Raw genomic sequence first — 21479 nt, 5'->3', positions numbered from 1 at the left:
TGCGGTTGGCTGGCGATTACCCGGTCTTCAAGCGCTGCATCCCTTCAGCCAAAGTCCAAAGTGCGCGGTTGAGGGTCACATTCTGGTCGATGCCATTGATGGCGCGAGTCTGGCTGCGGCGGATACGGCCCTCACCCGGTCTGCACGAGAGCGAAGCGGAGGAAGACAGGGGATACCGGCCCGGACGGCGCAGCTTCCCTTGTCCGGCGCGAGGGCAACGCCCTTAGAAGCGTCTGGCCGATGTCACGATCCATTGTCCAAACTCATGCGCTGATTTCCAGTTGCGAGCATTCATCCGAGGCGGCATCGTGCCCCAGTCAACTGAGGAGCGCTGCATGTTCCACCTATCGTTGCCCGTGACTGCATTCTCGGAGTGCATCGCCTTCTATCGCGACTGTTTTGGCGCTGATGTCGTCATGCTCAACGACCGAGCGGTCAATCTCTATGTATTTGGCGGCCAACTCACGTTGCACGACAAGCCGGATAGCTCGATCGACATCGAGCAGCGGCATGAGATGCATTTCGGTCATGTCGTCACGAACGAAGACTGGTTTGCAATTCGTGACCAGGTTCAGAAGTCAGAAGAAACAGTGCTACGGTGCGTCGAACCGCAGCTTCCCGATAAGACACGGGGCAAATTGCTCGTCGTCGATCCCAGCGGCAATATCGTGGAGATCAACAGTGGGCTTCGGCTCGCTGGGCATAACTGATCGTCCCCATCCAGCTCCGTCGCAGCACCGCCCCAATCCATCTCTGAACCACCAATGACCGACGCCCCGCACTTCGAGCGGGGCGCCGGCGTGGCGTCAGCGCGACCAGATCAGCGCGTATTCGCCAGCGGTGTCGGTCTCGGAAAGGGTGGCATATATGGGAGCCGGAAAGCTCGGGTCGTCCAGCTTGACCGAAATGTAGTCGCGGCCCTCGCGGCTGGTCTTCTTCCAGGCGGCGCCGATGTCCATGTCGGCGGTGCTGACTCGGAAGTCGGGGGACTTCTCGCCTTCCTTATCGACCGGGCGAAGGGTCGTCTTGGTGTTGAGGGTGAGCGTCTTGATGACGCCGTTGAACTCGCCCTTGCTGTTGGCGGTGAAGGTGCCGATCGTAGCCATATCGTAATCTCCTGCTTGTTCGAACCGCGCCCATCGCGGCCTCGATGGCTGTCGTCCGGACGGGGGACGACCGACCTGCACCCGAAGGGCAGAACGAAGTGGCTGGCGGCAGCGGGTGGCCTTTTTGCTTCGCGATGCAAAGTCGGGCTTGCCCGGCGGCGGAAAAAAGCCGCCTACCGCCGTTGCGGGAAGGCGCGTGGACCTCGGCCAGACAAGCCTTCGAGAGGCCGTGTGGCGGAGGAGCTGTGCATGATTTCGGGACTGGCATTGCGGTGAAGCGACACGTTGCTCCAAGCTGTGATCCTAGCTGCCGTTCCCTGACTGGCCTATGACAGCGAGAGAGGGGGAACAGGGCGATGGAGAACAACACTGGCCCCTTCTGACAGTGGTGCCTGCTGATGGCGCGACGCACAGCGAGCCCATGCGGGTGCGGCCGGGCCTTTCCATCTGACCGCCCTAGGGGGATAGGCACCTAGCCGCGAATTGCCTGTACCAAGGCGTGCATGTCAGCCGATCTGCCGATGGCTTGGCCGATCGACAACAACTCGAAGTGCAGGCCGTCCATCGTGTCCGCCATCACCGCTTTTTGAAGGGCTTGCAGCAAATCATCGCGCGCAGCCTTGTCGGCATCGCGCGCGCCATCCGGCGATTTGGGCGCGTGCTCAAGATGCACGCCTCCGGCGGAGTTCGCAAAATACTTCACGATGTCCATGCGCGAGATTGCCTGCCCAAGTCGAATTGCACCGGGCGCGCGCAGATAGCTGGACAGCGGGGATGGACGCTCAACCATATCGTCCAGTTCGCTTTCCTCAGACGGATGGCGGGCGTCTCTCGAAACATGGAAGGTCGCAACGGCGAAACCCTCTTCGGCATCGGCGCTGATGCCGGTGGATTGGTTGAAGGCGCGGGCACAGCCCAGCATGGAAGTCTGGATACCATTGAGCGTGGCGCCACCTGCTATCAGCGACACGACATGGCGGGGCTCAGTGCCGTAGTGCGACAGTAGCGCCATGACATCGGGGCCAGAGATCTGGGGCTGCTTCTCGAATCCAAATTTGCGCCAGGCGTGGCCGAGCGCATTTTCAACCAGCAATCGTCGCAACGCGGCGCTTCCACGCCGAAGCTCCGCGTTCGACGGAGGCTGGTAAAGCGTGCACCATTCTCTGCCGAGCCATTCGATGTCTTCGGCAACCGTGGCCCAGGGATCGGCATGATCCGAAGCGCGAGCGATGGTCTGCTCCCTGATACGAAGCTGCTCAATGATCTTCTGATCGAGCAAGAATGAAAATTGGTGGCCACCCGCTAGACGCACGACAAGGAGCGGGCGCCCTGATTCCGCATCCTCACCGAGCATCACAAATTCCGTATCACGCGGGCGCAAATCCATCGGAACGATACCGCCCTGCTCGACTCCCTCCTCGCGAGCTGCCGCCCATTTGGCGGCTGCGCCCGCCGCACGCTCCAGGATTTCAAGAGCTGGTCCGCTTTGGTCGAACGGCAGTTCGAAGCGATGTCGCACGCCGGGCCGCCCATCAACGGGCTGTCCATCAAATAGCAAGATCATGTCGCCTGTTTGCGAATTGACCCCGCCGTTGATTGGCGTGCCGAGTCTTGTTGCCTGGACGATCCGGGTAGCGCGTTCTGCGCCGCCCTTGCTCGTGATCTCACACTCATCCTCCACGCTATTCACTCCATCATCCAAGCGTCTCGTTGCTCTACGACATATACTGAGTGTAATATCGCCCATTGCTTCAAACGATGTAAAACAAGCGGCCGCGCCCGGTCAGGGCGCGGCCGCGATTTTCCGGCCACCCGCAAGGGAAAGGCCGGGACCGCCGTAGCAGCCCCGGCCCGTCACCTATTCAGCAGCAACCGCGTAGTGCGACTGGTCACTGTCCATCGGCTCCGCTACGTCCCCACCGTCCTGCGCTTCGGTATTAGGGGCCTCCGTTTCGGACGGTTGTGCGTCCGACTCGAAATCCTCCGCCTCTACAGCCTCCGACGCTTCTGGCTCCGGCTCGACGGTGCGCAGGACGGCGGGCAGCCATCCGGTTCCGGCGACAAGCCGCTCTGCCTCGTCGGCCATCGCGTCCTTCTTCAATGGCCGAATGCGCTCAGCCGCCTCGGGGGACACCGCCTCGCTCACCGCCTGCCCGATGTGCGCCTTGGTGACGCGCCCGAAATAGCTGCGGGCGGTCGCGGTCCACGTCGCCGTCATCTCGAGCCCCACGGCCTGCGCCAGCCCCTCCGCCGCCTCGACGCGGTCGGTGGAACGCTCCCACGGCACCTTCACCGCATTGATGGTGAGCGACACGCAATGCGCCAGCAACGCGGTGCGGCTGTCGGCGTCCAGTCCAACGAGGAACGGCCACAGGTCCGCCGTCTCGCTCGGAAGCTGCTCGCCCCATCGGTCATGCCGGGCCGCCAGCGCCTCGCCCGCCTCGGTGTTCGCGATGCCCTCGGCATGGACGGTGAGGTCTTCGCTCTTGGCGGTGACGGTGAGGCAAGACTTGCCGAACCCATGATAGAACAGGCCCAACGCGAGCACATGGGTCAGCGCGACAATCGCCATGTCGGGCTGCTCGCCAAGGGCCAGACGAAGGCCGAGCGTCCGGTGGGCGGTGAGGTCACGAATGAGGCTATCGGAAATGGGCTTGCCTGCGTCGGCGTCCTCCACCTCTTCTTCCTCGTCCGCATCCTCGTCACCCTCGACGGTTTCGCCGTCCTTCGCGCCGATGCTGTCGCTGTCGCCCTCCGGGTCTGCCTCCGGCTGCGGCTCGTCCTCAGCACGGACATAGCCGCGCTCGATCTTCACCTCGCCATTGGAGCCGAGTGAGACGAACACGCCGCCACGCTCGATCACGGCAGGATCATAGTCCGAGCGCTTGGCGCTGATGACGTCGATCTCGTCGCTCAATGTCTGCGCCTTCGCCGCCACGGCCTCGGGCATGTCCTCATAGGAATCATAGCCTTCGATCAGGGCATCATGAGCCTCCACCGCCTCGGAAAGCCGCGCCTCGTCCTCGTCGGACAGAACAACATGCAGCGGATAATAGCGCCGCATCCCATGACCATGCGGGAAGTCGATGCTCGCCTCGGCCCATTTCCAGCCCTCGGCCAGCACCCTCGCCGCCGCCTCGCGCAGACGCTCCGAAACGAGCATGTCGAGCAAGCCCGCATCCTCGAAGAAACCGCCGTCATCCTCGGTGAACAGGTCACGGAGGATGGTGCCGCCCGCGTCGACATAGGCGTCTGCGCCGATGAACACGGCCCGCCGGTCGGTCGCCGGGATATTGCTGGCGGTGAGGTCGCGCCGGATGATCCAGGGTTCCTTGTTCCACGACAGGTTCTCCAACACCTGCTCCTGCCGGGAATGGTCATCGGTGATGGTGAACGCGGCCAACTGGTCGAGCGTAAGTCCATCCTGCCGATACACGTCCATCAGCTTCGGGCTGACCGCGCCGAGACGCAGCCTGCGCTTCACCACCTCAGGGGACACGCCGAACCGCGCGCCGATTTCCTCCGCGCCCCATCCCTTGTCACGAGACAGTTCATGGAACCGCTCGAACTGGTCGGCGGGGTGCATGTTCTCCCGGGTCACATTCTCGTCCAGCGACACCTCGGAAGGATCGTTCTCGGTGTCGAGCCAGCAACGGACGAGGTGATTCTTCCTGATCTCCTTGCGCTTGGCGCGCAGCAGATAAGCGAGCCTGCGGCCTTCGCCAGCGGTGACGAGATAGGAGCCGGTGGGCTTGTCGTCCTTGATCTCGGGTTCGATCACGATGTTCTGGATCAAGCCTTTATGCGCGATGGATGCGGCCAGCGCCTCAATGATGGCTTCGCCGTGCGGCACCTTGCGGGCGTTCTTGGGCGACTTCTTGAGCTTGTTCAGCGGCACGAAAATGATGCGGCTGTCCTGTTCGGCCTGCTCGGTCGCCACGGTTTCGATGGTGTCGGTCATCTTCCATACTCCTTGGGTTTCCGCGCAGCGGGAAGCGCCGCGCTGAAACCCTGCCCGTCGGCGAGACCGGGGGTGCAACCGGAGGGGCGGCTTCGCGGGGAACCGGCTGCACGGAGCCGCAGGCGGAGGAAGCTGGGCGGAAGCCGATCCGAAGGGCGCCAGGGGCAGCGCCCCAAGCACCGCGCCGCACGCGCGGCGCTCACCAACAACGCACCCTTATGAGCAGCGCTGGCAAATGGCCACTGTTCGCCTGCCGGAAGCGGATTTGCTGCCTTTCTTCCGTAATCACTTTGCATAATCGGTGATCAAAGAGATGTGAGCCAATCGAGCAGCCCGGCGTCCTGATTCCACTCCGGCAGGTTGCTGGGGATGACATCGACGTATGCGGTCTCCAGGGCCTTGCGCTTTGCTTCGGTGGAAGCGCGTGCGTAAATCTCGGTAGTCGACAAATCGACGTGTCCCAGAATATCCCGGACATAGGGCAGCGGAACACCAGCCTCATATAGGTGCATCGCTTTGCTATGCCTCAGAATATGCGGGCTTATTTTGGCCTTGATAAGGTCAGATGCATCTGCGTTGTTACGATATTTGTCGAGGATCCAGGCAACACCGCCACGACTGAGCTTGGCGTGTTGTTGGTTGAAGAACACCGGATAGCTGTCGCGACCAGGCTTATCGAGACCGAACTCGGCCAGGTAGTTGGCGAGGAGTGCAACCGTGTTGGCCCCGATAGGGACATGCCGGGTTTTGCGACCCTTGCCCGTCAACGTGATGACCACCGGTTTTTGTAGGCGAACATCGCCAACAGTCAGGTCAACCAGTTCCTGGACCCTGGCGCCGGTGTCGTAAAGCGTCGCAAGCAACGTTGCATCGCGTCTGCCGGTGCGCGTGGTGCGATCCGGCGCGGCTAGCAAGCATCGCGTCTGCTCAACTGTCAGATGGTACACGCAGGCCTGGGTTCCCCTTTTTATCGGGATTGCGATAATCTCCTGGCAACGCGCCATCAGGGCGGGTTCCTGCGATTGCATCCAGGTGTAAAACGAGCTGATCGCCGCCAGCCGCTGGTTCCGCGTCGAGATGCTGTTGTGGCGGCCGCTCTCAAGCCAATTCAGGAATCCCGTAATGGCCTCGACATCGATGCAGTGGAGAACGAGCTTCTCGGGCGGAATGGCCTTTTGGTCACGCATGTAGATGATGAGAAGCTTGAACGTGTCGCGATAGGAGGCGACCGTGTTGGGCGAAGCGCCGCGCAGCCCGGCCAAATGGCTTGTAAGGTAGCGCTGCAACAGGATCGCAAAATCAGTTGCCATGGTGCAGTTCTCCCGTTGGGGAAGGGACGACATGACCGAGCGTCTCATCCAATCGCGCGGTGATGTCGGGATAGGACTCGGCGGTCAGCCGCAAATAATAGGCGGTGTCTGCGATGGAGGAATGGCCCATATAGGTCTGCAGGATCGGCAACATTGCGCCGACATCTTTGCCGGCCGCGAACCACTTACGCAGGTTGTGAACTGCATGGCTGTGCCGAAGATCATGCACACGTGGTCCGTGGCCGCGACCACCATGGCTGATGCGTGCCTGCCATAGGAAGCGGCGGAAATTATTGTAAACGTTCCACAGGCTCAGAGGGCAGCCACGTTGTCCCGGGAAAAACCACTCGTGCCCCATCCAGTCGAACTGGGCGTGATAATGTGCCAGGCGAACACGAAGCGGCTCGGACACGGGAATCTGGCGGTCTTTACCGCCCTTGGCGTCACGGATCTGCAATAGACCTGTGGCCAGATCAACGTCCTCGGTACGCAACAAGCGGGCTTCCGAACAACGCAGTCCGCAGGCGTAGATGGTCCTGAACAAGACCGGCATGACAAGGTGCCGCAGCGGCACGGCGCTGCAGTAATGGCAGCGATCCGTTTGCGCAAAGAAGGCAGCCAGTTCCGCGTCGGAATATATGTGCGGAACGTAAGCGGCGGGGCGACGCAGCACGCCTGTCGGTAGCGCATAGGCTGCTACGTCGTGGAGCGTCAGCCACCGGGCCAGGTGCCTGACCGGCGAAGTCAGGCCCTGCATGGTTGAAGTCGTCACCGTGCGTTTCTGCGCCGCCTCGATCCACGCATTGGCAGAGGCTTCGGTAATCGTCTCCAGTCCCGGAAACTGGCTGCGTGTGAACGCAACAAAACGGTGCAGCATCGCTTCCTCGGCATTGTATTTATAGCCGACCGCACGCTTCTCGGCGACCATCGCCTTGACGGCATCGATCAATGTCAGGGATGTGCGCATCACAGCACCTCCTCGGACGTGACGTCGGGGTCGAGGGCGCACCGGCGCAGCAGCCCCAGCGACGTCTTCAAATACACCCCCGTCGACACCACCGACTGATGCCCAAGAATGTCAGCGATCTGTTCGATCGGCGTTCCACCTTCCATCAATCGGGTCGCCAGCGTATGTCGCAGCGAATGCATGCCGTGACGACGCTTATCGCTCAGCGCCACATGAGCCACTCGTGCGTGTTTGCACAGGATCTGGTACAGATGGTCCTGGTCAGTAAACGGCCCAATCGGCGCGGTATGGCGTAAGAACACCTGCCGATAATCGGCGGTCGGTCGCCCGTGGCGGATGTAGTCGATGACCGCCCAGCCCACGTCTTTCAAGAGCGGCAGTTGGATGCGGCGTCCGGTCTTGGCTTGCCTCACCCAGAGCTGGTTACCCGGCCAGTCGAAATCATCCAGTTCCAGGCGCTTAACGTCGATGCTCCGCAGCCCGAGCCGCGTGACCAATGTGATGATCGCGTAGTCTCTTTTACCGCAGGGATTACCTCGATCGATGGCATCCAGGATCTTGGTCACATCGGCGGCATCCCACACGGACGGAACTCTGGCCTGCTTACTGGACTTCACAGTCGGGACAGCGTTCAAGATGTCGGCTTCGACCCGTCCCTGCCGCGCAGCGAATCTGAGAAAAGACCGAACCGCGCACATCTTTTGCTCAACCGTCTTTGCTTGATACCCCGTCAAGGTGACTACAAATGCCTCGATCGTCCTGGCATCGCAGTCCGCGAGTCGGCCATGTGTCTCCACAAATGCAAGAAACTCTCCGGCCAGCGTCCCATACGTACGCACCGTCGAGGTCGAACAACCATCGGCGCGTAGACCAGCCTGGAATTTACCGATCAGTTCGTTCTGATCTACAGTAAGCCTATCGGCTCGACGATCATAGCGACGCAACACGGCACCATGAACGGCGAAGTCTTCCAGCATCTGGGCGACACGAAACAAATAAATGTCACTCTGTTTAAGCGTGTCGGCCTCTTCCTTGGCAAAGAAATCACACGCGGCGTCTACCCACGCCATTGCGACGTCCAGGCTGAACTCCTCCACACCTCGGTCCGCGAAATATCTCTCCAGACGACGCCAGCACCCCCGATACCGCTTCATCGTAGAGTCTTGATATCCAAGGCGCTTCAACTCGCGCTCCAGGCTCGGAATCAGTGAAGATAAAGCAACCATCGCAGGCGCCTTCCGATCACGGACCCAACTCCATGCCGGGTCATGTGATCAACGTCATCCCATATTATGCTCAGTGATTATTTAAGAAACCCAGCGAATGCGCCATTTACAGGGAAACACTCGGCATTTGCCAGGCGTGCTCATAAGGTGGCAAATGGATAGCTATCCATTTACCACCTTGCGGCGACCGGTCGGCGTGGCGGCGTGCGCGCGGGCCTGGGGGCCAGCCGCCGTCGTGCTCTCCGGGCAGAGCAAGTGTGCAACGCGGCCAAGAACATGCGCGAACCCTGACCGGCTTCGCGAGAAGACGGCAGTGTGCGCTCCCCTGATCCCGCGTTCCGTTGGGGGCGTTGCGGGGCAGGCTGTGCGAAAACTATCCGCTACGCCTCACCAGTCTGGATCCGCTGTCGGCCGTTCATCCCTCAACAGCCGGCTTAGCCGCCGTGACAGCCCCAAATTGGTGTGGACGATGCTCATGACCTTTGATTCAAAGCCGTTCACACTCGGCGAAAATTAGGAGGCCCGGGCAGCCGGGCCTCCCGACAATCAATAATCCATCGCCGGCATCGGCGCGGATTTCTCCTCCTTCGGAACCTCGGCGACGAGCGCCTCGGTGGTGATGAGCAGCGAAGCCACCGAGGCGGCATCCTGCAGCGCCGTGCGCACAACCTTCGCCGGATCGATCACGCCCGCTTGGACGAGGTCCTGATACTCAGCGGTGGCGGCATTGAAGCCCCAGTTATAGTCGGAGCTTTCGAGCAGCTTGCCGACGATATAGGCGCCGTCCTCGCCGGCATTCTCGGCGATCTGCCGCGCCGGTGCGCGCAGCGCCCGGCGGATGATGTCGATGCCGGACTGCTGGTCGTCATTGGCGGCCTTCAGACCATCGAGCGCCTTGATCGCACGGAGCAGCGCGATGCCGCCGCCCGGCAGGATGCCTTCTTCGACCGCGGCCCGCGTCGCATGGAGCGCGTCGTCGACACGGTCCTTCTTCTCCTTGACCTCAACCTCGGTCGCGCCGCCGACCCGGATCACCGCCACACCGCCAGCGAGCTTGGCGACACGCTCTTGCAGCTTCTCACGGTCATAGTCGGACGTCGTGGTCTCGATCTGCTGGCGCAGTTGCGCGACGCGACCATCGATATCGGTCTTCTGCCCAACACCGTCGATGATGGTCGTGTTGTCCTTGTCGATCACGACCTTCTTGGCGCGGCCGAGCATGTTGATCGTAACATTCTCGAGCTTGATGCCGAGATCCTCGGAGACCTGACACAAATGTTCGCCTTTGATGGCGAGGGCTTCTTTCCGACGAAGGGCTGGCAAGATAGGGTCGCCCAAGGCCCTGTGCCGGGTACGACGACGCTCCACGCCTCCGTTGCCAAGCCTGATCGCTGAGGGCCTCATCCGTCAGACTGATCCGTTGGATGACGGTATCTTTGACGCCGATTTGCGCCACCCCTCGCCAGAACCGGCCGGCACTTGTCGATTATCTGGAGACAATGTGGAGACAGCGGCCCTTGCAACCACCTATGTCTCCAATAAAAAAGCGGCCAAAAGGCCGCTAATTCACTGATTTTCCTATGAAAATCTGGAGCGGGCGAAGGGATTCGAACCCTCGACCCCAACCTTGGCAAGGTTGTGCTCTACCCCTGAGCTACGCCCGCTCTTGGCGGCCGGGAGAGTGTGTCCCTCTCGGCGGGTGGCGGCCAACTAGCAAGGCTTTCCCATGTCGGCAAGGGGGAGAATTGCAGAAAAATGAAATTCTCTTTCGCGGGTCCGAAGATTCGCCGGTTTCCGCTGGTTAGCCGATGCCTGCCGGGACGCGGCCGGTACCGCCCCTATCGCGTCTGTTTGGATCGGCGGGGGCATATTGTTTGTCCTGCCTTTGGGACGGACGGAACATCTGCTAATCTGACGATAGTTACCCGGCGGCCGGGATCATTTGCCGTCGCACTTCGTACTCATCAGCGTATCAACAGGGAGGACCAGCCATGACGTCCGATCATCTGACGCGCCGCGGCTTGTTGCGGGGCAGCGCAGCCCTCGCGGCCTCGACGCCCGTCCTCTCGCACGCGACGGGCACCGCCGCGCCGTCCAAAAGCAGCAAGGGAGCCAGCATGACCCCCGTCGAACTGACCGTCAACGGGCGTGAGGTGCATCTGCAACTCGACCCGCGCACCACCCTGCTCGATGCGCTGCGCGAGCATCTCCACCTGACCGGCACCAAGAAGGGCTGCGATCATGGCCAGTGCGGCGCCTGCACGGTGATCGTGGAGGGGCGGCGGATCAACAGCTGCCTGACGCTGGCGGTGATGCATGATGGGGAGAAGGTGACGACGATCGAGGGGCTGGGCACGCCCGAATCGCTCCACCCGATGCAGCGCGCCTTCATCGTCCATGACGGCTATCAGTGCGGCTATTGCACGCCGGGGCAGATTTGCTCGGCGGTGGCGGTGCTGGACGAGATCGAGGCGGGTGTCCCCAGCCATGTGACCGAGGATCTCGACCATGTCGCGATGAGCGACGTCGAACTGCGCGAGCGGATGAGCGGCAATATCTGCCGCTGCGCCGCCTATCCCAACATCATCGCCGCGATGCGGGATGTTTCTGAGCAATCTGGGCGCGGGGAGAAGCAGGCATGAAACCCTTCACCTATGAACGCGCGACGAGCGTCGAGGCCGCGGCCAAGGCCGCAGCATCCGTCCAAGGCGCGCGCTTCATCGCCGGCGGCACCAATCTGCTCGACCTGATGAAGCTCCAGATCGAAACGCCGGCCCATCTGATTGACGTCAATCATCTCGGCCTCGACCGGATCGAGCCGACGGCGGAGGGCGGGCTACGCATCGGCGCGCTGGTGCGCAATACCGATCTCGCCGCCGACAAGATGGTGCGCAGCGACTATGCCGTGCTCAGCCGTGCGCTGGTGGCCGGAGCGTCGGGCCAGTTGCGCAACAAGGCGACGACCGGCGGCAACCTGCTGCAACGCACGCGCTGCCCTTATTTCTACGACACGCGCATGCCCTGCAACAAGCGCCAGCCGGGCAGCGGCTGCGGCGCGATGAAGGGGATGAGCCGCAGCCTCGCCATATTGGGCGTCAGCGACGCCTGCCTCGCCCAGCATCCCAGCGACATGGCGGTGGCGATGCGGCTGCTCGATGCACAGGTCGACATGGTCGGCGCAGACGGGACGAAGCGCTCGGTGCCAGTCGCCGACTTTCACCTTCTGCCGGGCGACACGCCGGAAAAGGAAACGGTGCTGAACCCGGGCGAGATCATCACCTCCGTGACGCTGCCCAGACCGATCGGCGGCACCCATGTCTATCGCAAGGTGCGCGACCGCGCCTCCTACGCCTTTGCGCTGGTGTCGGTGGCGGCGGTGTTTGGCAAGGACGGGACGGCGCGCTTCGCCTTTGGCGGGATCGGTGCGAAGCCCTGGCGCGTGCCAGCAGCCGATGCAGCGGCGAAGCAGGGCGCGAAGGCGGTCGCCGAAGCCGCGCTCAGCGGTGCCCGCACCACCCATCATAACGACTTCAAGAAGCTGCTGGTCGAACGCACGCTTGCGTCGCTCTACCGGCAGCAGGAGGCACGGGCATGAAGTTCGATACGCCAGCCGGTATCAACCCGATCGACAAGGGACGGGTGATCGGCATCCCGCACGACCGGATCGACGGCGCCGCCAAGGTAACGGGCAGCGCGCCCTATGCCTATGAGCGCCATGACGCCGCCCCCAACGCCGCCTATGGCTGGATCGTCGGCGCCGCCATCGCCAAGGGACGGATCGCCGCCATGGACGTGCGCGCCGCTGAGGCGGCTCCGGGCGTGCTGGGCGTCGTCACCCACGCCAATGCGGGCAAGCTGGGCAAGGGCAATATGAACACCGCGCCGCTGCTCGGCGGGCCGCAGGTCGACCATTATGAGCAGGCGGTCGCGCTGGTGATCGCCGACACGCTGGAAAATGCCCGCGACGCCGCCAGGCTGGTGCGCATCGACTATGCACCGGAAAGCGGCAGGTTCGACCTCGCGGCCGAGCGGCTGAACGGGGTGATCCCGCCGGAAGGGTTCGGCGGCCCCTCCGACACCAAGACGGGTGACTTCGATGCGGCCTTTGCGAAGGCGGCGGTGAAGGTCGAGCAGAGCTACACCACGCCCGACCACAGCCATGCGATGATGGAGCCGCATGCCACCACGGCCGCGTGGAATGGCGACAAGCTGACGCTCTGGACCGCGAACCAGATGGTGGCCTGGGGTGTGGGCGAAGTCGCCAAGACGCTTGGCATCCCCAAGCAAAATGTCCGGCTGGTATCGCCCTATATCGGCGGCGGTTTCGGCGCAAAGCTGTTCCTGCGCGCCGACGCGATACTGGCGGCGCTGGGTGCGAAGCAAATCGGCCGCCCGGTCAAGGTAGCCATCGCCCGCCATCAGATTCCCAACAATACCACCCATCGCCCCGCGACCATCCAGCGCATCCGGCTGGGCGCGGACAAGAACGGGGTGATCGACGCGATCGCGCATGAAGTCTGGTCGGGCGACCTGCCCGGCGGCGGCGCGGAAACGGCGGCTCAGCAGACGCGCCTCCTCTATCGCGGCGCCAACCGCATGACCGCGCACCGCCTCGTCACGCTGAACCTGCCCGAAGGCAACGCGATGCGCGCGCCGGGCGAGGCGGTCGGCCTGCTGGCGCTGGAAGTGGCGATGGACGAACTGGCCGAAGCGTCGGGCGTCGATCCGGTCGAGCTGCGCATCCGCAACGATGTGCAATATGATCCCGAAGCCGGGCCGCAACGGCCCTTCTCCAGCCGCAAGCTGGTGGAATGCCTGCGTGCGGGCGCGGATCGCTTCGGCTGGGCGAAGCGCAACCCAAAGCCCGGCCAGATACGCGACGGGCGCTGGCTGGTCGGCATGGGTGTGGCCGCCGCCTTCCGCAACAACCTTGTCGCCAAATCGGGTGCGCGCATGGGCATCGACGCGCAGGGCAAAGTGATCGTCGAAACCGACATGACCGATATCGGCACCGGCAGTTACACCATCATCGGCCAGACGGCGGCGGAAATGCTGGGCGTGCAACTCGATCAGGTCACGGTGCGTCTGGGCGACAGCCGTTTCCCGGTATCGGCTGGCTCCGGCGGACAGTGGGGGGCGAACAGTTCGACCGCTGGCGTTTACGCCGCCGCCATGGCGCTGCGCGCGAAGCTGGCCGAAAAGGCGGGCTATCCCGCTGATCAGGCGCAGTTCGAGGACGGACTGGTCAAGCTGGGCAACAAGTCCCAAACCCTCGCCGTACTGGCGGGGCGCGACGGCGTCTGGGCGGAAGACAGCATGGAATATGGCGATCTCGACAAACGCTATGCGCAGGCGACCTTCGGCGCGCATTTCTGCGAGGTCGGGGTCGATATCGACACGGCGGAAGTGCGCATCCGCCGCATGGGCGGGGCGTTCGCGGCCGGCCGCATCCTCAATCCCAAATCGGCGCGCAGTCAGGTGATCGGCGCGATGACCATGGGTGCGGGCGCCGCGCTGATGGAGGCGCTGGACGTCGACACCCGTTTCGGTTTTTTCGTCAACCACGACATGGCCGAATATCTGGTGCCGGTCCATGCCGACATTCCCGATCAGGATGTGCTGTTCATCGATGAACTGGACGACAAGAGTTCGCCGATGAAGGCCAAGGGCGTAGGCGAACTGGGCATTTGCGGCGCGGGCGCGGCGGTGGCCAATGCGATCTACAACGCCACCGGGATCAGGCTGCGCGACTATCCGCTGACGATCGACAAGCTGCTCAGGGCGCAGGCGGCCTGAATGTACCTCCGTTCGCTTCGAGCGAAGTCGAGAAGAGGATAGCACGCGCTTCTCGTTTCTCGACACGCTCGAAGCGAACGGAGGTAGAATTTACACGAAATTCGCCGCCACCTCCGCCGGCACGCGCAATATCCGTCCCGACGCCTTGTCGATGATCGCCCAGGTGGATCTGGCCGCGACCTTGACCTTGCCGTCCGGCCCGGTGAACTCGATCAGCCGGTCGAACCGCGCGCCGCGCGGCGCTTCCGGTATCCAGGTGCGGGCCGTCACCACGTCACCCTCCGACACATTGCCGCGATAGTCGACCTCATGCCGGGTCACGACCCAGATATAGGCTTCGACATGGGCAGGATCGGCGTCCTGCCGCCAATGTTCGACCGACACCTGCTCCATCCACTGGACCCAGACCGCATTGTTCACATGGCCCAACTCATCGATATGCTCGGGAAGAGCGGTTATCTGCTTGGTGAAACTCGACGCCATCAGCCCTCCACGCCCAATTGCCACAGGATGAAGGCGAATTCCTCCGCCGTCTCGTGCAGGCTTTCAAAGCGCCCCGACTTGCCGCCATGACCCGCGCCCATATTGGTCTTGAGCAGCAGGATATTGCTGTCGGTCTTGGTCGCGCGCAGCTTCGCCACCCACTTCGCCGGCTCCCAATAGGTCACGCGCGGATCGTTGAGGCCCGCCGTCACCATCAGCGGCGGATAGTCCTGCGCGCGGACATGGGTATAGGGATCATAGGACTGGATCGTGCGGAACGCGGCCTCATCCTCGATCGGATTGCCCCATTCCGGCCATTCGCCCGGCGTCAGCGGCAAAGTTTCGTCAAGCATGGTGTTCAGCACATCCACGAACGGCACATGCGCCACCACCGCGCCCCACAGGTCGGGGTCGGAATTGATGACCGCGCCCATCAACTCGCCACCGGCCGATCCGCCCGAAATGCTGATCTTGCCCTTGCTGCTATAGCCAAGCTCGATCAGCCCCTTGGCCACATCGACGAAATCGGTGAAGGTGTTGACGCGCTTGTCTAGCTTGCCGTCCAGATACCATTGCTGGCCCAGGTCATCGCCGCCGCGAATATGGGCGATGGCAAAGGCGAAGCCGCGATCCAGCAGCGACAGGCGGCTGGTCGAAAAGCCCGGCTCCATCGCCAGCCCATAGGCGCCATAGCCGTACAGGTGCAGCGGCGCGCTGCCGTCGCGCGGGAAATCCTTGGGGTAAACAATCGACACCGGAATCTGCGTGCCGTCGCGCGCCGCGATCATCAGCCGCTCGGCGGCATAGCCGGTGGCGTCGTAACCCGACGGAATTTCCTGGACCTTCAGCACCTCCAGATCACCTGTTTCCAGATGATAGTCGTAGATGGTGTCGGGCGTGACCATCGATTCATAACCAATGCGCAGCTTGGTCACATCATATTCGGGATTGTCGTCGAGGCTCGCCGAATAGCTGGCTTCGGGGAAGGGGATGCGCTTGGGCGTGTGCGTCGCATAATCGCGCAACTCGATCTGGTCGAGGCCGTCCTGCCGCCCTTCGGTAACGTAGAAGCCTTTGAACAGGGTAAAATCGGTCAGATAGAAATGCGCGTCCGCGCCGATCACCTCTTCCCACTGGTCGGGTGCGTCCAGCGTCGCCTTCACCAGCCGGAAATTGGGATGGCTGTCATTGGTGCGGATGTAGAGCGTGCCTTCATGCTCATCGACGTCATATTCGCGCCCGGCCTTGCGCGCCGACACGAGCAGCGGCTCGGCGGTCGGATTATCTGCCGGGATCAGCCAAGCTTCGCTGGTGACATGATCGCCGGTCGCGATGACGATCCATTTTTCCGAGGAGGTGAGGCCGATGGAGACGCGGAACCCTTCATCATCTTCATGGAACAGTTCGATATCGCTCTCGATACTCTGGCCCAGCCAGTGCAGACGCGCATTATCGGTCCGCCAGTTTTCATTGGCCAAACCATAGAGCAGCCCCTTGCTGTCCGACGTCCACACCAGCGACGACAGCGTATCGGGGATCACTTCGGGCAATATCTCGCCCGAAAACAAATCCTTGATCCGCGCCTCGAACCGTTCCGACCCGTTGGTGTCGATCGCATAGGCGAGGTAGCGGCCGTCCGGGCTGACCGACATCGCGCCGAGCCGGAAATACTCATGCCCTTCCGCCAGCGCCGGTTCGTCCAGGATCAACTGGTCGTCACCGCCCGCGGCGGGCTTGCGATACCATTTGCGATATTGCGCGCCCGTCTCGAAGGCGCGCCAATAGACATAGTCGCCATCCTTCTGCGGGACGGAGCTGTCATCTTCCTTGATGCGGCCCTTCATCTCCTGGAACAGCGTGTCGAGCAGCGGCTTGTGCGGCGCCATCGCGCCCTCGAACCAGCCATTCTCGGCCTCCAGATAGGCCAGCACATCCTTGTCCTTCACATCGGGATAGCCCGGATCGCGCAGCCATGCCCAGGGATCGTCCACCGTGATGCCATGATGCGTGACGCTGTGCGGGCGGCGCTCGGCGACGGGGGGGAGGAGGGCAGGCGGGCTTTGATCGGTCATTAACTATCCATGGTTCAGACAGGGGCTGCGCTGGAATAAGCGCGCCTGCCCCTCTATGTTGTCGACATTGTCGCCGGCGCAAGAGGCCGGAATGATCCAAGGCCAAATGATGCAGGGAAAGTTCGATGTCCAGTTATGAAGATCGCCTGAAGGCTTTGCGCGCGCAACTGGTGCGCCAGAAGCTCGACGGTTTCGTGGTCCCCCTGACCGACGAACATATGAGCGAATATGTCGGCGCCTATGCCCAGCGGCTTGCCTGGCTGACGGGATTCCAGGGGTCGGCGGGCAGCGCCGTGGTCCTGCCGGAGGAAGCCGCGATCTTCGTCGATGGCCGCTACACCCTCCAGGTCCGCGAGCAGGTGGATGGCGCCCACTGGCAATATGAAAGCGTGCCGCAGACATCGATCGCCGCCTGGCTTCAGGATCATGCCGGGCAGGGCGCGCGCATCGGCTATGATCCCTGGCTCCACACCCGCGCCTGGGTGAAACAGGCGACCGAGGCGCTGGCCGACAGGGGCGCGGAACTGGTCGCGGTCGACACCAATCCCGTCGACGCCGTCTGGCCCGACCGCCCGGCGCGCAGCGATGCGAAGCTGGTCGTGCATGGCGACACTTATGCTGGCCAGTCCGCCGCCGAAAAGCGTGCCGCCATGGCCGACTGGCTGGTGTCGAAAAAGGCCGATGCCGCCGTCCTCTCCGCGCTCGATTCGATCGCCTGGACCTTCAACATCCGTGGCAAGGACGTGGACCGCACGCCGGTCGCACTCGCCTATGCCATCGTCCATGCCGATGCGACCGCCGACCTCTATGTCGCGCCGGAGAAGATGGACGAGGCGGTCGCCAAGCATCTGGGCAATGGCGTGCGCGTGCATGACGCTGTGAATTTCGCCGCCGCGCTCGAAGATTTCGCCGGCAAGACCGTCGTCGCCGATCCGGAACGGGCGGTCGCCGCGATCTTCAATGGCCTCGACGAAGGCGGTGCCACCGTGCTGTCGCTGCGCGATCCCGCCGTCCTGCCCAAGGCGATCAAGAACGACACCGAAATCGCCGGCCACAAGGCGGCGCAGGCCCGCGACGGCGCGGCGCTCAGCCGCTTCCTCCACTGGGTCGCGGTCGAAGCGCCCAAGGGCGACCTCACCGAGCTTTCCGCCTCGGACCGGCTGGAGGCATTCCGCAAGGATACCGGCCTGCTCGAAGACCTGTCCTTCGACACGATCAGCGGCGCAGGTCCGAACGGCGCCGTCGTCCATTATCGGGTCGAGGAAAAGACGAATCGCCCGATCGAGCTGAACAGCCTCTATCTCGTCGATTCGGGCGGCCAGTATCGCGACGGCACCACCGACGTGACCCGCACGCTCGCCATCGGCACGCCGACCGACGAGATGCGCCGCCGCTTCACCCTGGTGCTGAAGGGGCATATCGCGCTCGCCCGCGCCGTCTTTCCGAAGGGAACGCGCGGCGGCCAGCTCGACGTGCTCGCCCGCCAATATCTCTGGGCGCAAGGGCTGGATTATGCCCATGGCACCGGCCATGGCGTCGGCAGCTTCCTCTCAGTGCATGAAGGGCCGCAGCGAATCGCGACCTTCGGCGGCGGCGACGAGCCGCTGGCGGCAGGCATGATCCTCTCGAACGAGCCGGGCTATTACAAGACCGGCGAATATGGCATCCGCATCGAAAATCTGGTGCTGGTCGAGGAACGCGACATTCCCGGCGCAGAAAAGCCGATGCTGGGCTTCCAGACGCTGACCTTCGCGCCGATCGACCGGACGCTCATTGCGACCGAGATTCTGAGCGACGAAGAACGCGCCTGGCTCGACGCCTATCATGCCGCGGTGCTGGACCTTGTCGGCCCGCAACTGGAAGGCGACGCGCTGTCCTGGCTCAAGGCCGCCTGCGCGCCGCTGTAAGACTCAGTCTTTTTCACCTTCGGCAGGAGGGGGCGGCATCGCTCCCTCCTGCGCTATTTCATGATTTTGGGCTTCCCGGCTCTGGGCCTTCCGCCGACGCAGATTGTCCCGCAGCGCTTGCGCCAATCGCGCCTTTTTCTCGTCATTCGTCTCAGCCATGACGATGCGCATAAGCAAAATGCATCTTCTGCCGCAAGTCGCCTTGACATGGGCAGCGCAGGCGGCCATAGGCGCGACCTCCGAAGCGCAGACGCGCCTCGGCGAAGAAACAGAGTGCTGCCGTAGCTCAGTGGTAGAGCGCATCCTTGGTAAGGCTGAGGTCGGGAGTTCAATCCTCCCCGGCAGCACCATTTCTCCTCTTTTCCGATATTTACCGGTCTGAACCAGCCCTTCGGGGAGATCGCACTGTGTGGTCGGCATATCCGAAACGCACCCGTATTCCTTCGCTTCGAGCCTGTCGAGAAGCGGATAGCGCAACACTTGCCTTTGGCTGCGCTGAACGCGGCCTGCCTCGTTTCTCGACATGCTCGAAACGAACGGAGGGGGCGGGATTCCTCTAACCCTACACCAGCCCCAGCCGCGTCAGTTCGCCCAGCAGCTTGGGCGGCATCGCGTCCAGATCGTCCGCCTCGCCGCCGCTCAGGTCGGGCGGGGCGTCCTTCTCCTCCAGATAGCGCCAGCCCTGATGCGCGCGTTTCGGCATAGCGCGCACGGGAATCAGCATCGGCGCCAGCCTGATCCAGTAGCGGCCCTGTCCCGTCTCCTGAAAGCCCAGCAACGGGCTGCGCCCGACCAGCGCATGGGCATGAATCCAGTAGAGCGACCCGCCGGCCATCTCCTCCACCCGCTTGGGCAGATAGCGCGTGGTGAGGCGGGCTTCGCCGTCATGGCTTTCCAGCCAGGCGCGCAGGGAGGCAGGGCTTTCGCTCTGGAAGGCGATCTTGGTGAGGTTCAACGGCATGGAACGCCCTAGTGGGTTGATTTTGACATTTGCATCCCCTGACGGCTGGGATGGGTCTGCAAATGTCAAAATCGTAAAATCCACTAGAATCACATATTTCTAGTGGTCCGAACAGATTCTGACATTCGTGTGTGACATGGCCTCCAGCGGTGCCGAATGTCAGAATCGGACCACTAGATGGGCCTTTGCGTCAGCCGGTCAATCCCGCGGCCGTCGCCAGCCCCAGGAAAGCAAAGAAACCCATCGAATCGGTGATCATTGTGACGAAGATGGAGGAGGCTACCGCGGGGTCGAGGTTCATCCGGTCGAACGCCAGCGGCACCGCCGCGCCGGCCAGCCCCGCCGTCACGATATTGGTGATCATCGCCGCAGCTATCACCCCGCCCAGCGCCATATTCTGGAACACCAGCCCGACGCCGATCCCCAGCACCACCGCCACCGTCGCGCCATTGAGCAACGCCACGCGAATCTCGCGGATGATGGTGCGGCGGGCGTTCGACCCGGTGATCTGGTTGGTGGCGAGCGCGCGCACCGTCACCGCCATGGTCTGGCTGCCGGCATTGCCGCCCACGCCCGCGACGATCGGCATCAGCGTGGCGAGCGCCACCATCTTCTGGATCGTGCCTTCGAAGATGCCGATGATGGTCGACGCCACCAACGCAGTCAGCAAATTGGTCAGCAGCCAACGCACGCGCGCGCGATAGCTGTCCATCACCGGCTCGTTGATGTCGCCTTCGCCCGCACCCGACAGGCGAAGAATATCCTCACCCGCTTCCTCGGAAATGATGTGGACGATGTCGTCGACCGTGATCATGCCGACCAGCCTGCCCGACGAATCGACCACCGCGGCGGAGATCAGCGCATATTTCTGGAAGCGCAGCGCGACTTCTTCCTGGTCCATGTCGACCGGGATCAGCGTCTGCTCGCGCTTCATCAGGTCGGCCATGGCGATGCCGCGCGGGCAGGTCAGCACCCAGCTCAGCTGGCAGGTGCCGATCGGCTTGTGCCCGGCATCGACGACGAAGATTTCCCAGAAATCGCGGGTCAAATCCTGATTGTCGCGCAGATAGTCGATCACCTGACCGACCGTCATATGCTCGGGCACCGCGACCAGGTCGCGCTGCATCAGGCGGCCGGCGGATTCTTCCGGATAGGAGAGGGCGGACTGGATCGCGGCGCGATCTTCCGGCTCCATCGCATCGAGGACGGCCTGCTGGTCGGCCTCCTCCATATCCTCGATGATCGCGACCGCGTCGTCGGTGTCCAGTTCGGACGCGAACTCGGCCACCTGTTCGGGCGCGAGCGCGCCGATCAGGTCGTCGCGGACATAGTCGTTCAGTTCCGACAGCACTTCCGCGCCGACCAGGTCGCCCAGCGCAGCGGCGACGTCCGCGCGCTGGTCCGACGGGGTCAGTTCGAGAAGGTCGGCAATGTCGGCCGGGTGCAGCGGCGAAACGAGGTCGCGCGCCTTTTCGCTGTCGCCTTCTTCCACCGCGTCGAGCACGGCGGTCAGATATTCGGGTTTCAGACGGTCATCCTCGTCGTGGCTGGCTTCCGCCGCCTCGATCAGGACGTCTTCAAATTCTTCCCCGTGCATAAGGGGTTCGGCGGAATCGCCGCGCTCGCTCATAGCGCCCCCTACTGTCCGGTTCCTGTAACATTTTGTCGCTTTCGCCGATGCTCAAACGAA

At 62.9% G+C, this 21479-nt stretch carries 16 protein-coding genes, 2 tRNA genes and 2 pseudogenes; 6 read left to right on the top strand and 14 right to left on the bottom strand.

Annotated elements, in window-relative coordinates; translation table 11 throughout:
• Nucleotides 1–16 precede the first annotated feature (16 nt).
• A pseudogene (locus DM806_RS28020) lies at nucleotides 17–142 on the bottom strand (DUF932 domain-containing protein); the annotation flags it as partial.
• A 193-nt stretch (nucleotides 143–335) separates the two neighbouring features.
• Here DM806_RS28020 and DM806_RS17210 point away from each other — a divergent pair.
• A complete protein-coding gene (locus tag DM806_RS17210) occupies nucleotides 336–710 on the top strand; it encodes a VOC family protein (RefSeq protein WP_179044403.1) in 375 nt (124 codons plus the stop codon).
• A 96-nt stretch (nucleotides 711–806) separates the two neighbouring features.
• Here DM806_RS17210 and DM806_RS17205 read toward each other — a convergent pair whose 3' ends face one another.
• The 8 genes and pseudogenes from DM806_RS17205 to DM806_RS17170 form a co-directional block, all read right to left on the bottom strand.
• A complete protein-coding gene (locus DM806_RS17205; RefSeq protein ID WP_179044402.1) occupies nucleotides 807–1106 on the bottom strand; it encodes a DUF736 domain-containing protein in 300 nt (99 codons plus the stop codon).
• 472 nt (nucleotides 1107–1578) lie between these two features.
• On the bottom strand, nucleotides 1579–2787 hold the full coding sequence (locus DM806_RS17200; RefSeq protein WP_218647525.1) for a hypothetical protein: 1209 nt from the start codon (nucleotides 2785–2787) through the stop codon (nucleotides 1579–1581).
• Nucleotides 2788–2964: 177 nt separating this feature from the next.
• Complete coding sequence (locus DM806_RS17195; RefSeq protein ID WP_179044400.1) at nucleotides 2965–5067, bottom strand: ParB/RepB/Spo0J family partition protein; 2103 nt, start codon at nucleotides 5065–5067, stop codon at nucleotides 2965–2967.
• A 305-nt stretch (nucleotides 5068–5372) separates the two neighbouring features.
• Entirely contained in the window at nucleotides 5373–6377 is a 1005-nt protein-coding gene (locus DM806_RS17190; RefSeq protein ID WP_179044399.1) for a site-specific integrase, read from the bottom strand.
• Nucleotides 6367–7344: a tyrosine-type recombinase/integrase gene (locus tag DM806_RS17185; protein ID WP_179044398.1), complete on the bottom strand. Its 978-nt coding sequence runs from the start codon at nucleotides 7342–7344 to the stop codon at nucleotides 6367–6369. The genes DM806_RS17190 and DM806_RS17185 overlap by 11 nt, the downstream gene beginning before the upstream one ends.
• Nucleotides 7344–8570 (bottom strand): site-specific integrase, encoded by a 1227-nt coding sequence (locus tag DM806_RS17180; protein ID WP_218647524.1) that lies wholly within the window; start codon nucleotides 8568–8570, stop codon nucleotides 7344–7346. The genes DM806_RS17185 and DM806_RS17180 overlap by 1 nt, the downstream gene beginning before the upstream one ends.
• A gap of 546 nt (nucleotides 8571–9116) precedes the next feature.
• Nucleotides 9117–9836 (bottom strand): annotated as a pseudogene (locus DM806_RS17175) (TCP-1/cpn60 chaperonin family protein); the annotation flags it as partial.
• A gap of 323 nt (nucleotides 9837–10159) precedes the next feature.
• A tRNA-Gly gene (locus DM806_RS17170) sits at nucleotides 10160–10234 on the bottom strand.
• Nucleotides 10235–10561: 327 nt separating this feature from the next.
• On the opposite strand from DM806_RS17170, the gene paoA reads away from it, so the two are divergent.
• Genes paoA through paoC form a run of 3 tightly spaced genes read left to right on the top strand, consistent with a single transcriptional unit; the run spans nucleotide 10562 to nucleotide 14366 of the window.
• Nucleotides 10562–11212: an aldehyde dehydrogenase iron-sulfur subunit PaoA gene (paoA, locus tag DM806_RS17165; RefSeq protein WP_179044397.1), complete on the top strand. Its 651-nt coding sequence runs from the start codon at nucleotides 10562–10564 to the stop codon at nucleotides 11210–11212.
• Complete coding sequence (locus tag DM806_RS17160; RefSeq protein WP_179044396.1) at nucleotides 11209–12165, top strand: FAD binding domain-containing protein; 957 nt, start codon at nucleotides 11209–11211, stop codon at nucleotides 12163–12165. The genes paoA and DM806_RS17160 overlap by 4 nt, the downstream gene beginning before the upstream one ends.
• Nucleotides 12162–14366 (top strand): aldehyde oxidoreductase molybdenum-binding subunit PaoC, encoded by a 2205-nt coding sequence (gene paoC, locus DM806_RS17155; protein WP_179044395.1) that lies wholly within the window; start codon nucleotides 12162–12164, stop codon nucleotides 14364–14366. Before DM806_RS17160 ends, paoC begins: the two co-directional genes overlap by 4 nt.
• 90 nt (nucleotides 14367–14456) lie before the next feature.
• On the opposite strand, the gene DM806_RS17150 is transcribed toward paoC, so the two are convergent.
• Nucleotides 14457–14849, bottom strand: a complete 393-nt coding sequence (locus tag DM806_RS17150) for an acyl-CoA thioesterase (protein WP_179044394.1) — start codon at nucleotides 14847–14849, stop codon at nucleotides 14457–14459.
• The gene (locus DM806_RS17145; RefSeq protein ID WP_179044393.1) at nucleotides 14849–16921 is read right to left on the bottom strand and encodes a S9 family peptidase; all 2073 of its coding nucleotides are present in this window, start codon (nucleotides 16919–16921) and stop codon (nucleotides 14849–14851) included. Before DM806_RS17145 ends, DM806_RS17150 begins: the two co-directional genes overlap by 1 nt.
• A gap of 125 nt (nucleotides 16922–17046) precedes the next feature.
• Between DM806_RS17145 and DM806_RS17140 the strand changes: the two genes are divergently transcribed.
• A complete protein-coding gene (locus tag DM806_RS17140) occupies nucleotides 17047–18828 on the top strand; it encodes an aminopeptidase P family protein (RefSeq protein WP_179044392.1) in 1782 nt (593 codons plus the stop codon).
• 3 nt (nucleotides 18829–18831) lie between these two features.
• Here DM806_RS17140 and DM806_RS17135 read toward each other — a convergent pair whose 3' ends face one another.
• Nucleotides 18832–18999, bottom strand: coding sequence for a hypothetical protein (locus tag DM806_RS17135; RefSeq protein WP_179044391.1), 168 nt, complete (start codon nucleotides 18997–18999; stop codon nucleotides 18832–18834).
• Nucleotides 19000–19103: 104 nt separating this feature from the next.
• Between DM806_RS17135 and DM806_RS17130 the strand changes: the two genes are divergently transcribed.
• Nucleotides 19104–19178: transfer RNA gene (locus DM806_RS17130), tRNA-Thr, on the top strand.
• Nucleotides 19179–19390: 212 nt separating this feature from the next.
• Here DM806_RS17130 and DM806_RS17125 read toward each other — a convergent pair.
• Together DM806_RS17125 and mgtE are read right to left on the bottom strand one after the other, a co-directional pair.
• Entirely contained in the window at nucleotides 19391–19789 is a 399-nt protein-coding gene (locus tag DM806_RS17125) for a DUF1489 family protein (RefSeq protein WP_179044390.1), read from the bottom strand.
• Nucleotides 19790–19979: 190 nt separating this feature from the next.
• Nucleotides 19980–21419 (bottom strand): magnesium transporter, encoded by a 1440-nt coding sequence (gene mgtE / locus DM806_RS17120; RefSeq protein ID WP_179044389.1) that lies wholly within the window; start codon nucleotides 21417–21419, stop codon nucleotides 19980–19982.
• Between the last annotated feature and the right edge of the window lie 60 nt (nucleotides 21420–21479).

Origin of the sequence: Sphingobium lactosutens (assembly GCF_013393185.1) — a bacterium.
In the GTDB taxonomy this organism is placed as follows: Bacteria; Pseudomonadota; Alphaproteobacteria; order Sphingomonadales; family Sphingomonadaceae; genus Sphingobium; species Sphingobium lactosutens_A.
The sequence above is the reverse complement of the archived record's forward strand: the minus strand, read 5'-3'. Positions and strand labels throughout refer to the sequence as shown.

Bases quoted from the DNA above. Each gene is read 5' to 3' on its own strand.
- DM806_RS17210 (WP_179044403.1), top strand. From the start codon at position 336: ATGTTCCACCTATCGTTGCCCGTGACTGCATTCTCGGAGTGCATCGCC.
- DM806_RS17150 (WP_179044394.1), bottom strand. From the start codon at position 14,849: ATGGCGTCGAGTTTCACCAAGCAGATAACCGCTCTTCCCGAGCATATC.
- DM806_RS17190 (WP_179044399.1), bottom strand. From the start codon at position 6,377: ATGGCAACTGATTTTGCGATCCTGTTGCAGCGCTACCTTACAAGCCAT.
- paoC (WP_179044395.1), top strand. From the start codon at position 12,162: ATGAAGTTCGATACGCCAGCCGGTATCAACCCGATCGACAAGGGACGG.
- DM806_RS17145 (WP_179044393.1), bottom strand. From the start codon at position 16,921: ATGACCGATCAAAGCCCGCCTGCCCTCCTCCCCCCCGTCGCCGAGCGC.
- DM806_RS17180 (WP_218647524.1), bottom strand. From the start codon at position 8,570: ATGGTTGCTTTATCTTCACTGATTCCGAGCCTGGAGCGCGAGTTGAAG.
- DM806_RS17160 (WP_179044396.1), top strand. From the start codon at position 11,209: ATGAAACCCTTCACCTATGAACGCGCGACGAGCGTCGAGGCCGCGGCC.
- DM806_RS17195 (WP_179044400.1), bottom strand. From the start codon at position 5,067: ATGACCGACACCATCGAAACCGTGGCGACCGAGCAGGCCGAACAGGAC.
- DM806_RS17125 (WP_179044390.1), bottom strand. From the start codon at position 19,789: ATGCCGTTGAACCTCACCAAGATCGCCTTCCAGAGCGAAAGCCCTGCC.
- mgtE (WP_179044389.1), bottom strand. From the start codon at position 21,419: ATGAGCGAGCGCGGCGATTCCGCCGAACCCCTTATGCACGGGGAAGAA.
- DM806_RS17205 (WP_179044402.1), bottom strand. From the start codon at position 1,106: ATGGCTACGATCGGCACCTTCACCGCCAACAGCAAGGGCGAGTTCAAC.
- DM806_RS17185 (WP_179044398.1), bottom strand. From the start codon at position 7,344: ATGCGCACATCCCTGACATTGATCGATGCCGTCAAGGCGATGGTCGCC.
- DM806_RS17140 (WP_179044392.1), top strand. From the start codon at position 17,047: ATGTCCAGTTATGAAGATCGCCTGAAGGCTTTGCGCGCGCAACTGGTG.
- paoA (WP_179044397.1), top strand. From the start codon at position 10,562: ATGACGTCCGATCATCTGACGCGCCGCGGCTTGTTGCGGGGCAGCGCA.
- DM806_RS17135 (WP_179044391.1), bottom strand. From the start codon at position 18,999: ATGCGCATCGTCATGGCTGAGACGAATGACGAGAAAAAGGCGCGATTG.